The organism is Lysinibacillus sp. BPa_S21, assembly GCF_023337795.1.
Lineage (GTDB): Bacteria > Bacillota > Bacilli > Bacillales_A > Planococcaceae > Lysinibacillus.
Genome location: NZ_JALIRS010000004.1, coordinates 1 through 14,374, shown reverse-complemented (window position 1 = coordinate 14,374; position 14,374 = coordinate 1). Strand labels below are relative to the sequence as shown.

Annotated in this window: 10 protein-coding genes and 1 pseudogene; 3 read left to right on the top strand and 8 right to left on the bottom strand. The window is 37.1% G+C overall.

Going from position 1 to position 14,374, the window contains the following annotated elements:
* Positions 1–187 precede the first annotated feature (187 nt).
* The 4 genes from rpoD to ccpN all read right to left on the bottom strand — a co-directional run bounded on the left by rpoD (position 188) and on the right by ccpN (position 4,851).
* Entirely contained in the window at positions 188–1,315 is a 1,128-nt protein-coding gene (rpoD, locus tag MOK21_RS08505) for an RNA polymerase sigma factor RpoD (RefSeq protein ID WP_049663796.1), read from the bottom strand.
* Positions 1,316–1,347: 32 nt separating this feature from the next.
* On the bottom strand, positions 1,348–3,180 hold the full coding sequence (gene dnaG / locus MOK21_RS08500) for a DNA primase (RefSeq protein WP_249073517.1): 1,833 nt from the start codon (positions 3,178–3,180) through the stop codon (positions 1,348–1,350).
* Positions 3,181–3,386: 206 nt separating this feature from the next.
* Positions 3,387–4,199, bottom strand: a complete 813-nt coding sequence (locus tag MOK21_RS08495) for a pyruvate, water dikinase regulatory protein (protein WP_249073516.1) — start codon at positions 4,197–4,199, stop codon at positions 3,387–3,389.
* 19 nt (positions 4,200–4,218) lie between these two features.
* Positions 4,219–4,851 (bottom strand): transcriptional regulator CcpN, encoded by a 633-nt coding sequence (gene ccpN, locus MOK21_RS08490; protein ID WP_249073515.1) that lies wholly within the window; start codon positions 4,849–4,851, stop codon positions 4,219–4,221.
* Positions 4,852–5,310: 459 nt separating this feature from the next.
* On the opposite strand from ccpN, the gene MOK21_RS08485 reads away from it, so the two are divergent.
* Positions 5,311–6,696: a glycine--tRNA ligase gene (locus tag MOK21_RS08485; RefSeq protein WP_249073514.1), complete on the top strand. Its 1,386-nt coding sequence runs from the start codon at positions 5,311–5,313 to the stop codon at positions 6,694–6,696.
* Between the two features lie 434 nt (positions 6,697–7,130).
* Positions 7,131–7,389: pseudogene (locus tag MOK21_RS08480) on the top strand (transposase); the annotation flags it as partial.
* A 170-nt stretch (positions 7,390–7,559) separates the two neighbouring features.
* Here the strand turns inward: MOK21_RS08480 and MOK21_RS08475 are convergent.
* A complete protein-coding gene (locus tag MOK21_RS08475; protein ID WP_249073513.1) occupies positions 7,560–9,296 on the bottom strand; it encodes an HD-GYP domain-containing protein in 1,737 nt (578 codons plus the stop codon).
* 953 nt (positions 9,297–10,249) lie between these two features.
* Here MOK21_RS08475 and MOK21_RS08470 point away from each other — a divergent pair.
* Positions 10,250–11,668 carry an S-layer homology domain-containing protein gene (locus MOK21_RS08470; protein WP_249073512.1) on the top strand — a complete coding sequence of 473 codons (1,419 nt, stop codon included), beginning with the start codon at positions 10,250–10,252 and terminating at the stop codon, positions 11,666–11,668.
* Positions 11,669–11,694: 26 nt separating this feature from the next.
* Here MOK21_RS08470 and recO read toward each other — a convergent pair whose 3' ends face one another.
* From recO to MOK21_RS08455, 3 genes are all read right to left on the bottom strand, one after another.
* Positions 11,695–12,489, bottom strand: coding sequence for a DNA repair protein RecO (gene recO / locus MOK21_RS08465; protein ID WP_249073511.1), 795 nt, complete (start codon positions 12,487–12,489; stop codon positions 11,695–11,697).
* A gap of 320 nt (positions 12,490–12,809) precedes the next feature.
* Complete coding sequence (gene era, locus MOK21_RS08460; protein ID WP_249073510.1) at positions 12,810–13,727, bottom strand: GTPase Era; 918 nt, start codon at positions 13,725–13,727, stop codon at positions 12,810–12,812.
* Positions 13,714–14,127 (bottom strand): cytidine deaminase, encoded by a 414-nt coding sequence (locus MOK21_RS08455; protein WP_249073509.1) that lies wholly within the window; start codon positions 14,125–14,127, stop codon positions 13,714–13,716. Before MOK21_RS08455 ends, era begins: the two co-directional genes overlap by 14 nt.
* Between the last annotated feature and the right edge of the window lie 247 nt (positions 14,128–14,374).

Here is a 14,374-nt window from a genome sequence, read left to right as displayed (position 1 = left end):
CTCAAAATAGTCAAAAACACATCTGTATAAAGTAGCAAAAATATTATGATCGCCTCATTCTCATACACAATATAAACATTATTTCTTTTGATAGATTTTGCTTACACAGTATTCTCCTGATTCCATAGTAGCATAAAAAGGGCTATCTAATTAGTCATCACTAATTAGATAGCCCTACTTTGTTTTTTTATTCTAAGAAGTCTTTTAATCGTTTGCTACGAGAAGGATGGCGTAGCTTTCTAAGTGCCTTAGCTTCAATTTGGCGAATACGTTCACGTGTTACACCAAATACCTTCCCTACCTCTTCTAATGTACGTGTACGACCATCATCTAAACCGAAACGTAAGCGAAGGACATTTTCTTCACGGTCAGTTAATGTATCTAACACATCCTCTAATTGCTCTTTTAACAATTCATAAGCTGCATGATCAGATGGAGACTGAGCTTCTGAATCCTCAATAAAGTCTCCTAAATGTGAATCATCTTCTTCTCCAATTGGTGTTTCAAGGGATACTGGTTCTTGTGCAATTTTTAAAATTTCACGTACTTTTTCAGGTGTTAAATCCATTTCTTCGCCAATTTCTTCTGGAGATGGCTCGCGACCTAAGTCCTGTAGTAACTGACGTTGTACACGAATTAATTTATTAATTGTTTCTACCATATGCACTGGAATACGAATTGTACGTGCTTGGTCCGCAATTGCACGTGTAATCGCTTGGCGAATCCACCATGTTGCATAAGTGGAGAATTTAAAACCTTTACGGTAGTCAAATTTCTCAACAGCCTTGATAAGCCCCATATTCCCCTCTTGAATTAAATCAAGGAATAGCATTCCTCGGCCAACATATCGCTTTGCAATAGATACAACAAGACGTAAGTTCGCTTCTGCTAGGCGTTTACGTGCTTCTTCATCACCTTGCTCAATACGCTCAGCTAAAGCGATTTCTTGCTCGGCAGAAAGTAAATCAACTCGACCAATTTCTTTTAAATACATGCGTACAGGGTCATTTATTTTAACACCTGGTGGTACACTCAAATCATTTAAATCGAAAGTCTCTTCGTTTGCTTCTTCTTTCATTAAGCTTTCTTCTTCAAACTCTTCTTTTCCAATGATTTGAATGTCCTTAGCTTTTTCAAGATCCTCAGCAAAGTGGAAAATCTCTTCATTTTCCAATTCATAAGGCGCTAGTTTCTCTGAAATTTCTTTCATTGAAATTTCACCTTCTGTTTTTGCTTTTTCTTGTAGTATTTTTTTTGCTTCATCCAATGTAATTTCTACTTCTACCTCTTTTGAACGTTCTGACTTGTCCGCCATAAACCTTCCTCCTTCTAAACAACCGAATCGGGTTAAATCGCCGATAACGATTTTCTTAAGTGAATAATCTGTTGGGCGATTTCAAGTGCACGCGCATACTCATGCATCTTCTCCGCTTCCTTTGACTCATGCATCTTTTGTTGAATTTCTTGCTCAATTCTATATTTTTGCAGCTGACGTATTGAGTCTGTGACCTCTGCCTCTGCTTGGTCGGGATCCCGTTCCGCTAAAGCCGCTTCCATTACAATCTTACGTAATTCAGAGTCATCTAATATCTCAACAAAACGCTGATAATCTGGATGACCATATTCCTCATAAAATCCTACTAAGCGAACAAAAACTGCCATATAGGCATCTCGTACAAATGGATCTTTTTGCTCACTACGTAATACCTTGTCCACTACATCTATATTATGAAGCATATGAGCCAGTAATAAACGTTCGGCACGTTCAGCTGCGTCCATAGGCTTATGTTGCTGTGTGACCGGCACCGAGGGCGTTTGAACAGGCATTTCTACTTTGGTAGAACGCACCTGATTTGCCTCTAGCTTTCGGAATTGAGCATAAATTGCTTCTTCCGAGATGTTTGTTTCATTCGATAGCTGTCTTATATACAAATCTCGTTCAACCGGTGACGATCTACCTACCAGTTGCTCAAGAACTTCTTGAATATATTGAAGCGTATCATTTTCAAACTGAAAGTTCTTATTTCGTCTAGCATGCATCATCATAAAAGCAATATACGCATGTGGTTTTTCCAAAATTTGTTCTTTAAATGCTTGTCCACCCAAATTACGAATGTATTCATCGGGATCTAGCTTATCTGGTAACACCGCAATATTGACTTTCATACGTTCCGTTTGGAGTAACTGTGCTGCTCTTTTCGCTGCATCGAAACCAGCATTATCACCGTCATAGCAAATCGTAATCTGCTCTACTAAGCGCTTTAGCTTTGTAATATGCTGGTTTGTAAGCGAAGTGCCCATTGTTGCTACAGCATTTGTTACACCCACAGAAGTTGCTGCTAAAACATCCATAAATCCTTCCATCAATACTACTTGACGATTTTTTCTAATCGAGGTTCGTGCTTTATCTAGGTTATAAAGTACTTCACTCTTTTGAAAAATTGGTGATTCTGGACTATTTAAATATTTTGCCTCTTCACCAGTTGAAGCAAGGATTCGTCCTGAGAATGCTATAATCTTACCGTTCTCATCACGAATGGGAAACATGATACGCCCTCTAAAACGATCAAAATAGCGTTCTTCCCCTTCACGCTTGATGACTAAACCGCTTTCTGAGATTTCTTGTAAGTTATAACCTTTTCTTTCAAGCAATATCGTTAATGCATCAAAGCTTGGAAGAGACCATCCAATGCTATTAGATTCTATAAGTTCCCTTGTAAATCCTCTTTCTAGCAAATAATTTAAAGGTTCTTCACCATCTTCAGTATTTAACAGTAAATGATGAAAAAAATCTGCTGCAAAAGCGTGAGCTTCTTTCATCCTTTCTTCTGTTTTAGATACTTTTTTCGTTACCTCAGGTAAACTTGGTCCAACATCTAACTGTATGCCAACACGTTCACCAAGTTTCACTACTGCATCAGGGAAAGAAATACCTTCTATATCCATGACAAAAGTAACGGCATTACCGCCTGCACCACAACCAAAGCAATGAAAAATTTGTTTGTCTGATGACACAGAAAAAGATGGCGTTTGTTCTCCATGAAAAGGACAGAGCCCAAACCAATTGCGCCCACGCTTTGTAAGCTGCATGTATTCGCTTATGACATCCACAATATCCGATTGTGTTCGAATCTGTTCGATCACTTCTTCAGGAATCTTCCCTGCCAAATCCATCACCATCTTTAAATTACGTTCTAAAACACAATTCGCTATCCGATTTAAAAATCCTTTATTTCTCGACAAAAAAATAGGATTTTTCTCTTTATAAATATTTTTACCACAATTTTATTATTATAAAACAAAAAATAGTTTTTATCTATACTATTTTAAAAACCGACTCAAAAAAACCGCCTCTTATAACCGAGGTGGTTTATATCATTCGTTTCTTATTTACAGTTCGAGATATGCTCAATAATGACGTTTGCTGTTTCCTCAACAGCTTTGTTTGTCACATCAATCACCTTACAACCGATTTTAGCGACAATTTTTTCAAAATGCTGGATTTCTTCTAATATTCGATTATGCTGTGCATAGATAGCATCATCATTCAATCCAAGAGACATTAATCTCTCTTTTCGAATTGAGTTCAATTTATCAGGAGAAATAATTAATCCAAAACATTTCTTCGGATCAATTTTTAATAGTTCTTCAGGTGGCTCTACTTCTGGTACTAAAGGTACGTTCGCTACCTTATAGCGTTTATGTGCTAAATATTGTGATAACGGCGTTTTAGAGGTACGTGAAACACCGACTAACACAATATCAGCCAGCAATAGACCACGTGGATCTCTACCATCATCATATTTTACTGCAAATTCAATAGCCTCTATTTTTTTAAAATAATCATCATCTAGCTGGTGAACAATTCCTGGTGCTTCTAATGGGAATTCTTCTACAAATGTTCCCATTGTTTTTAAAGCTGGCCCTAAAATATCGACGGCATAGACCCTTTCTTGCTCACACAGTTCATGTAATAACGATCGCATCTCCTGGCGAACAAGTGTATACACAATAAATGCATTCTGTTTCGCTGCAAGGCATACAATTTTCCGAATGAGCTCCTCTGATTGTATATGAGGAAAACGACGAATGATCGTGTCTTCCAAACTAGGTCGAAACTGGCTAATAACCGCTTTCGCCACTTGATCACCAGTTTCACCGACTGAATCAGATACAACAAAAACTCGTAGTCTTTTCATGCTGCTCTCCTTCAAATAGTTAGACATTCTGTGCAAGTGATAAGAAAGCTCGTGTAATGGTCGTTTTTGTAAGACGACCAACGATTAGCAATCCACCTTCTTGTGGCTCTACTACTGGTAGCGAATCAACTTCTCGTTCAATTAGTTTATTCGCTGCGACAACTAAAGAATCTGATCTCTCACAGTACGAAATATTTGGCATACGTGTCATAATTATATGTACAGGTATTTTGTTTAAATCCTGCGTGCCAATACTTGTACGAAGTAAATCCTTTCGGGAAAGTACCCCTGTCAAAAATTCATTCTTATCTACGACAAAGAGTGTTCCAACATCCTCTGAAAACATGAAGCAAATCGCATCATAAACAGTCATTGTTTCCGGTACAACAACTGGTCCTGAATGAAAATCTTTCACCTTTAAATTGTGAATACTATCCATCAATGTTACAGATGCTTTTTTACCTGAATAGAAATAGCCAACACGTGGTCTAGCATCTAAAAAGCCCGCCATTGTAAGTATTGCTAAATCTGGTCTTAAAGTTGCTCTTGTCAGATTGAGACGTTCTGCAATATGTTCGCCTGTAATAGGGCCGTTTTCTTTCACAATTTGTAAAATGTCTTCCTGACGTTTATTGAGTTCGATTGGACTCACCGCCTCAAATCTAATAGTGTTATACTTATGCTCAATTATTATATACTATTTTAATAATTATTGCGAAGAAAAGAACTACATGCTACAATATTGACACAGACGCTTCCTCTAAATGTATTTTCGAGCGATTTGCGTTATACAGGCGATGACGGGAAAAAAGTATCTGTTCATTTTTAAAGCGAGTAGAAGATGGTGAAAGTCTACATAGTAACAGAGAAAAGGCACTCCTTGAGCTAACTTTTTGAAAAGAGGTTTTAAACACTACGTTTAAAACAATCAGGGTGGAACCGCGGGTTTTAGCACTCGTCCCTGGGCATTTAATGTGCCCGGAGACGGGTGCTATTTTTAATTTAGTCCTATCTAAATTAAAAAATATCTCTAGCGAATTTTATCAATCGTATAAATTCGCTAAACAAAATCAATGTTCACTCTGTGAAAACTATGAAGGAGGCTATTTTTATGGCTAACAAATCAATGGAAACAATCGTATCATTAGCGAAGCATCGCGGCTTTGTCTTCCCTGGTTCTGAAATCTACGGGGGCTTAGCGAACACTTGGGATTACGGTCCACTAGGTGTTGAATTAAAAAATAATGTTAAAAAAGCATGGTGGCAAAAATTTGTCCAAGAATCTGAGCACAACGTTGGCATAGATGCTGCTATTTTAATGAACCCAAAAGCTTGGGTGGCTTCTGGTCACGTTGGCAACTTTAATGACCCGATGATCGATTGTAAGGCATGTAAAGCGCGCCATCGTGCTGACAAAATCATCGAGGATGCTGCGCTTGCAAAAGGCGATGAAATCATTGTCGATGGTATGACATTTGATCAAATGAAAGAAACAATGGTTAAGTATGACGTAGTATGCCCGGATTGTGGTAAAGCTGATTTTACAGATATTCGTCAATTTAATTTAATGTTTAAAACATTCCAAGGTGTAACAGAATCTTCTACAAATGAAATTTATTTACGTCCAGAAACAGCACAAGGTATTTTCGTGAACTTTAAAAACGTACAACGTTCTATGCGTAAACGCACACCATTCGGTATTGCACAAATCGGTAAATCATTCCGTAACGAAATTACTCCAGGTAACTTCACATTCCGTACACGTGAATTTGAACAAATGGAACTTGAATTTTTCTGTAAGCCAGGCGAGGACCTTGAATGGCACGCATACTGGAAAGAGTTTTGTAAAAATTGGTTATTAAATTTAGGCATGAAAGAAGAGTCTATGCGCCTTCGCGATCATGAAGCAGACGAATTGTCTCACTACTCTAATGCTACAACGGATATCGAATTTAAATTCCCATTCGGTTGGGGCGAGTTATGGGGCGTAGCGGATCGCACAGATTTCGATTTAAAACAGCATATGGAGCATTCTGGTGAAGATTTCACTTACATTGACCCAGTATCAAACGAACGTTATGTTCCTTATTGTATCGAACCTTCTTTAGGTGCAGACCGTGTAACATTAGCATTCCTTTGCGATGCTTATGATGAGGAAGAACTTGAAGGCGATGATAAGCGTACAGTTTTACGCTTCCACCCGGCTTTAGCTCCATTTAAAGCTGCAGTACTACCGCTTTCTAAAAAGCTTTCGGATGAAGCTACTGATGTTTGGGCAGATCTTCGCAAATCATTCCCAGTTGACTTTGACGAGTCACAATCAATCGGTAAACGTTACCGTCGTCAAGATGAAATTGGTACACCATTCTGTATCACATACGATTTTGACTCAAAAGAAGATGGTCAAGTTACAGTACGTCACCGCGATTCAATGACTCAAGTTCGTATGCCAATCACAGATGTTAAAGCATACATTGAAAAACATCTTCAATTCTAAAATTATTAAAAAGGGAGTAGCATTTTAAGCGCCTTCCTCCAGACTGTAGACAAACTCAAAAAATTTGAGAGTTTGCCTACAGTCTTTTTCTTTTTACAATAAAATAAAATAAAATAAAGTAAAGCCGTTGATTTCCACTACGGGCGGACGCTTTCCGCGGGCGGGGGTCGAGCTGCTTCCCTCGCTTTGCTCAGTCCAGGATCTCGACTTTCCCGCTTTTCCCGCAGGAGTCGCCGCCCTTCGTTCCAATCAACTTCTACATAAAGTACTCCATCTACATAGGTTAATGAAAAGTAAACTTTTAAGATGATACAATGATGACGAAGAATCAAATCAATGAACGTCCAAGTATTGATCCTGTCGTTCTCTTTAAGATGTCTTTGGCATTCGCTCCATGCGCCAAACTATTAAAGAAATTGAAACGAATATGGTGTATTATTTTCGCGAAGTGTACAAGTCTATCACAATGTACAGAGAGTAAGAATCATCAAAAACTCATTCAACGTCATATTTTGGAATCGTTTGTGGAGCAAGCTGAACATTTACGACATTCCATTAGTATCAAAAAAATCTATGCAAAGCGCAAAGAAACAATTGAGCGTGTCTTTGCGGATGCGATGGACAACCTTAAGAGGTCTTAAAAAATTGTCCATGCAGGCGATACTACTTTTTTCTGTCCTGAATTTGACATAGCATGCAACTTAAGAGTGCATCTATGCTCGAAAAGTATGTTTTATCAGGAAGTAAATTCTTCTTTCAACATAATAAAAGAAGTAAAAAGGACAAAAGAAATCGAGTGTGAACTTCCCGATTCCTTTTGTCAACAGTCTAAAGGGAGTCGCATTTTAAGCGACTTCCTCTTATTATGTCTTTAACGATGCAAACAAGCGCTCTTGCATCTTCTCCTCAAATGAAAACCTTTTCATATTCATACCTACTAAGCTATTAAGCAATTCCTCAATATCTGTTAGAGAATAATAAAGCAACGTACCTTCCCCCAGTGGACAAACTTTCATATCAACTGTTAATTCTTCCTCAATAATGTAAGCTACATTTACGTTACAATGCTCCATTAATTGTGTAATGCGTAGATCATCATCAGGATTAATAAAAAGCGGTACAATTTTATCAATATACAAAATACTTTGTACAAGTTTTATGAAAAAATTTTCACGAAGTGAAGTTTCAACCACTAATATAATTGTTTTTTCATGCTGATAATCCTTATACAATACATCTAATTGCTCTTCTAATAATTTTTTTAGAATATCAATAGAATGCCTATACTTTGTCATATCTATTTGAATTTCTTTTGTTAATAAACGTAGAATTCGAAAGGCAGGTAAAAATATTTTTAAAATAATTTCCTTAGGATGTAAATGGTCTATTAATTTATTAAAGTAGACTCTTATGCTATTTTCGTCACAACGAATTAATTGCTCAATAAATAAGTTGAAAATTTCCTCAAAGCTATTAGCACGATAATCAATCATCTTCGCAATTTTCACCTTATAGTTTAAAGGTAAAATCATAGATATTTGTTCATCCAATAGTTTAACTTTAGGTATCGTTGGGAATAAATCATAGACAAGCTCGACTTGCGCACTTCGATTATCAGATAATTGAACGACCGAGTTGACAGGATAAATCCCTAGGCACTCTACAAATTTATGCATAAATTGCTCGTTATATAAATGTCGATCACGATATAAAACAGCCAATGCATCTGTCGCAGCATAGCCCGAATGATATACACGCTTTGATGTCATAGCTGAATAAACATCAACAATTTGTAATAATTGAACTCCCTCACATATATCATCCTTGCAAAGCTGACTCGGATAACCTTGACCCGCAAATCGTTCATGATGATCACGGGCTAAATAAGCAATATCCTCTTCTCCTTTTTCTATGAGCAACTCATAACCTTTAGTCGTATGTGTTTTAACCATTTCAAACTCATCTTCAGATAATTTTCGTTTTAAATTTAAAATTTCTTGGGGAATAAATACCTTCCCAATGTCGTGGAACAAATAGCCCCTTGCCAGCGTTTCAATATCTGTTAAGCCTAAGTAACGCGCAAAGATCGTGCCTAAAACGAAAACGTCAAATGAATGGACAAACGAATACTCATCCCACTCTTTTAAACGCATGAGTAATTCATAGCGATGTTTTTTTTCTAAAATTTTTTCAAAAATACCTCGTAGATAAGCAGTATCTTGGTTGCTTTTTAAAATTTGACCATAGCGCAATTCATGCAAAACATTCTCTAATGTAGTCTTAAAAAGGCTACTTACTGTTTCTTGATACGCATCTACCTCATCCTTCTCGCCCATTAGTGGTGCAAATACATCCTCGTAATGCCGAACACTTACATCATGAACAATTCGGACTGAATCAGTTGGTACATATACAGATAATTCTTCTGCTTTTCTAAGTTTAAGGAAAGCAATAATTCGTTCTGTTAAAACTAGATCCTTTTTAACTAGTAAACGATACTCAGAAAAAATATCTTCAGCTAAAATATCATTTGCTTCAACTTCATCAATACTTAACGTCACTTTTCTTAGCATATTTTCTGCCACATACGCAATATTCAAGCATGATGTGACTCCCTCCTTCTTCCTTAAGACTGCGTTATTCATCAATTATGCCGCAGCATAATTACGTCCGGAATCAGCTTTATGCTTAAGCCTGCATAAAGGCAGAGACGATGTCGGTAACCTGGCGTTTCTCTTTCGTGCTGTAAAACACTTGCACCTTATAGCTGATGTTTTGCTTTCATTGCTGAAAGAATTTAAAACGTTTTTTGCTGATAGAGACGTGTTTTATGCATGTTTATATAAATCAGTCATCCTAATTTCAAACGCAAGTATAAGTAATAAAGTTTACATATCTGCATTAACAATATCATAGATCAAAATGCCTTTTCAACTAGTTTATGGAATTTGAATGAACCATTACTACTATGTTTATATTACAAACTAATCTTAAATTAGTATTTTTTATCTAATAATATCTGTTGAAAATAATTACAATTCGAAACTAACAAGTTATAAAGAACTGATAAACACAACATAAAAATGTATTTTTATAAATTTTTATCTCAAACGTAATATTCCTTCAAATGATCAATATGTAAATAATTTGTCCTAATGCTATTAGACAAAATAACTACTCTATTTTGTGGGGAGTATTGGCAATTAATCATTTTTATGTATTTTATTCGACTTTCGGAAGATGCCATCATCTGAGAATCCCCCTGCTCCCAATCAGCTCATCGGACGCCACTGAAAATGTTCAATCAGAATGGATTTAATCTCTATGCCACGGTGATGAACACGGCTTTTAAACTTGTTAATTTTTCACAGCTTAAAATTTCCTCTATTCTCATCTTCATCATTTTGATATAAATAAAGTATTATAGTAAATCTTAAATGTTAAATAACAATAATTTAACAATTTATAGAAGTTCCAACCTATTACATTCACGCCAATTGTAATCGTAAGGTCCTAACTATAAAATTACTTTATTCACTTTGGAGGAAATCATTTGAAGACCAATCGTTTTTATCAAATTGCAATGGCATCAGCACTAGCAACAAGCGCTATTGTTATCGCACCCCCAGCAAACGCTGCATCGGTATTCCCCGACATTAATTCGTCAACTGAGGAAGGCAAAGCTGTTATTAACTTAGCCCAACGAGGTATTATATCAGGCTACCCGGATGGCACATTTAAACCTGCGAACCCAATTACTCGTACACAAGCTGCGAAAATTTTAGCTGGTATTTTAAAGCTGGATACGGTTCATGTAAAAAATCCTAATTTTAAGGATATCAAACCTGGCGATGCAAATTATGGTGCGATTGCTGCTTTAGCAAATGCAGGCATTATTAGTGGCTCTAATGGCTATTTCCACCCAACTAAAAATATTACACGTGGGCAAATGTCAAAAATGATTGTTAAAGGCTTCAAATTACCAATCACAAACGGCATTTTCATTCCATTCGATGATGTCAATGAAGGCAGTGAATATGAACCATACATAAAAACACTATTTGCCAACAGCATCACAAAAGGTACGACCCCAACTACCTTTGGCACACAAAGTAATGTTAAACGCTCCCAGTTAGCAACTTTCGTTGTTCGTGCTGAAAATGCTCTAGGAAACGCTACCGTTTTTGCCAGTCAATTTAAGCAAGACTATATCTTTGCTTCTTATGGCGGCATCAAGCCAGCAGACGATATCTTTACATGGGTTGAAGATGAAGAAGAATATATGACGGATTCCATTACAATTAAACCGCTAAAAGAAGGCGTAGGAAAATTAGTTATTACCGGCTATAAAGAAGATACTGAAGACTTTATGGATTTCTTTTACTTAGTACATGTGAAGAAAGTAAATGGCAAGCTACAAGCAACACTTGAAAAAGTGAAAGAAGAGGATTATGCGGAAAACTTACCGCTCAACTTAATGGAAAGCGATTTAAAATTTGTTCCTACTGGGGTAAGTATTCAAACAGCAGATGGCCAAGCCTTATCTCCTGAATTATATAGTTTTAAATCAAGCACTAATTCAGCTACTCTTGCTATCCATAAAAACGGTCAATATATCCTAACGTTCACTAATGGTCAGCAACAGCAAACGATGGCTGCTGTAGTTGATACGAATGATTTCGTTCGTGGTATTGATTTGTATCAAATTACAGATGAGTTAACGATCTCAAGTGGAGATCTAAAGTTCGAACCAACAAGTGTTGCCTTGGAAAAAATTTTCCCTGGGCCAGCAACTGTGAAAGCTTCTATCAAAGATAAAAAAGTATATGTAACACCTTTAGCAGAAGGTCCCGCTATTTTACATATTTCAGGTAAAAATGGCGAAACTGCATACATGTATATTGAATATCAAAAAATCGCTAATAAATGGGCTGTTTATTACGATTTTATGGATGATTCAGACGAATATTAAAAAAGAAAAATGCCAGAAGATCAGTGTTAATGGTCTTCTGGCGTTTTTTCTTGTTCAGTACTTGTTCTTAATTGAAATTCAGGCGTTCTCTCAAGTTGTTCAATAAACTTTTTAGTCTTAAAACGAATTCCTGTTTGTTCCTCATAAATTGTGGTAATTATTTTTTTAATAAAATATTTAGTTTCCTTTTTCAATTCTAATTTCCCAATCTGGTCGATCGGTACCGTATAGAACATTCGGATAAGCTTAAGCTGAGTCGGTGTTAAACGAATGATATAAGGATCATGTTGATAACAACGATGACACAAAAAACCTCCCTGTGCAAAAGAAAAGGCAAATTCACCATCTACTGCACCGCAAGCTGTACAAGCATGTAATATAGGCTGTACACCTGTATAGGGTAGCATTTTCCATTCTACGAACAATGTAATAGCCTCCGGATCATAGCCTTCTTCTATTGCTTGTAATGCTTGAAGGAGCACATCAAATGCAAGCGGCTCAGGTTTCCCCTCTTCTACTACACGCTCAACCAGTTCCATTATATAACTTGCATACGCCGTTGCCATTATATCTTCTCGAATATGGCGCATTGAATTGAGGTGCTCCCCTTGTTGCAACGTCCCCATACCAGTATGATGTTGTACCATAAACATGCCATATGTAAATGGCTGTGTCACAGATGCCAATCTACTTGAAGGCTTTTTTGCCCCTCGAGCCATCGTTGCAACCTTTCCTGCTTCTCTAGTTAGTAATGTTACAATTTTATTGGATTCTCCGTAGGCACGCACCTTTAAGACAATCGCTTCCCATTTATAAAGCATCGATCCTCCTCCTTTCTTCGAGCCTCGTGATCATTGTGTCCGGAAACAGATTTGTGATTAGGCCTGCAGTGTCGAAACCGCAATGCTAACGTAGTGGCAGCAACATTCAGCGAGTGTCCAAACACATGTAGCTGACGCTTTGCTTTCACTACAGAAAATACTTGTAGCTGACGCTTTGCTTTCGCTACAGAAAATAACTTGTAGCTGACGCTTTGCTTTCGCTACAAAATACATGCTGAAAGACGTGAAAATAGAGCTCTCCAATAAATTATTGGACAGCTCCATTACAGCGACAAATAGGACCTTAACAATACATCCTATTAATATTCATCATCACGGAAACCGAAGTCACGTAAATGTGTTGATTTATTTCGCCAATCCTTTTGTACCTTTACCCAAAGCTCTAAATACACTTTTGAACCAAGTAGCATTTCAATATCTTTTCTTGCTCGAATACCTACTTCTTTTAATAGCGCTCCCCGTTTACCAATGACGATTCCTTTTTGCGAATCCCTTTCCACGATAATCGTTGCTGCTACACGGATTTTATCTTCATTTTCTTCATCGCGGCGAATTTTATCAATAACAACAGCTATGGAATGAGGTATTTCTTCACGCGTTAAATGTAGCACTTTTTCACGAATTAACTCTGAAATAATAAAACGCTCAGGATGATCTGTTACTTGATCTGCTGGATAATATTGTGGACCCTCTGGTAAATACTTCGATAATGTTGCTAATAAATTTTCTACATTATTCCCTTGCAATGCGGAAATTGGTACTATTTCTGCAAAGTCATAACGCTCTTTATAGCCTTCAATAATCCCTATTAATTCATCCGGATGAATTTGGTCGATTTTGTTAATTACTAGGAAGACAGGCGTTGGATTACCAGCTAGCATTTCAAGGATGAATTCGTCACCCTTCCCAAGTTTCTGCTCTGCATTAACCATGAACATAATAACATCTACTTCACGCAATGTATTTTTAGAAACTTTTAGCATAAAATCCCCTAGCTTATGCTTCGGCTTGTGGATTCCTGGTGTATCTATAAAAATCATTTGGCTATCATTTGTTGTTAGTACACCTTGTACTTTATTTCGTGTTGTTTGTGGTTTATCACTCATAATCGCAATTTTTTGACCAATGACACGGTTTAAAAATGTTGATTTCCCTACATTTGGTCGACCGATTATGGAGATAAAACCTGACTTATAGCCATTGTTATTTTCCAGCATTCTCTAAATCCTCCGTTGTAAATGCAAACGGTAGTAATTCGCCTACAGACGTTACCGTGACATCACCTTTTAAATTCGTTAAATATACAGGCATAGACGGTTCACAAAACTCCATCATTACTTGACGGCAAGCTCCGCATGGCGCACACGGTCCATCCGTATCAGCCACAATAGCGATCGCCTCAAAATCATATATACCTTCTGACACAGCTTTGAAAAATGCTGTACGCTCAGCACAATTGGTCATACTATAGCCAGCATTTTCAATATTGCAGCCATGAATAACCTCTCCATTTTTCGTTAAAATCGCCGCGCCTACTTTAAATTTTGAATAGGGTACATAAGCCTTTTCACGCGCTTTTTTTGATTCTTCTAGTAATGCATGCATATCAATTGTCATCAACGTTCTCCTCTACATATCAATTTCGCCTCGGCGGAATTGCGTCCGGAGGCTTTATCTTCATTACTGAAGATAATTAGCTCATCACCTTAAGCGGGGTTGATTTCCGTTCCAGCTCGGCGCTTTGTTGTTGTTGTTGCTGTCGCTTCGCTTTCGCACAGATAAAACATTTGTTGCTGTCGCTTCGCTTTCGCACAGATAAAACATTTGTTGCTGTCGCTTCGCTTTCGCACAGATAAAACATTTG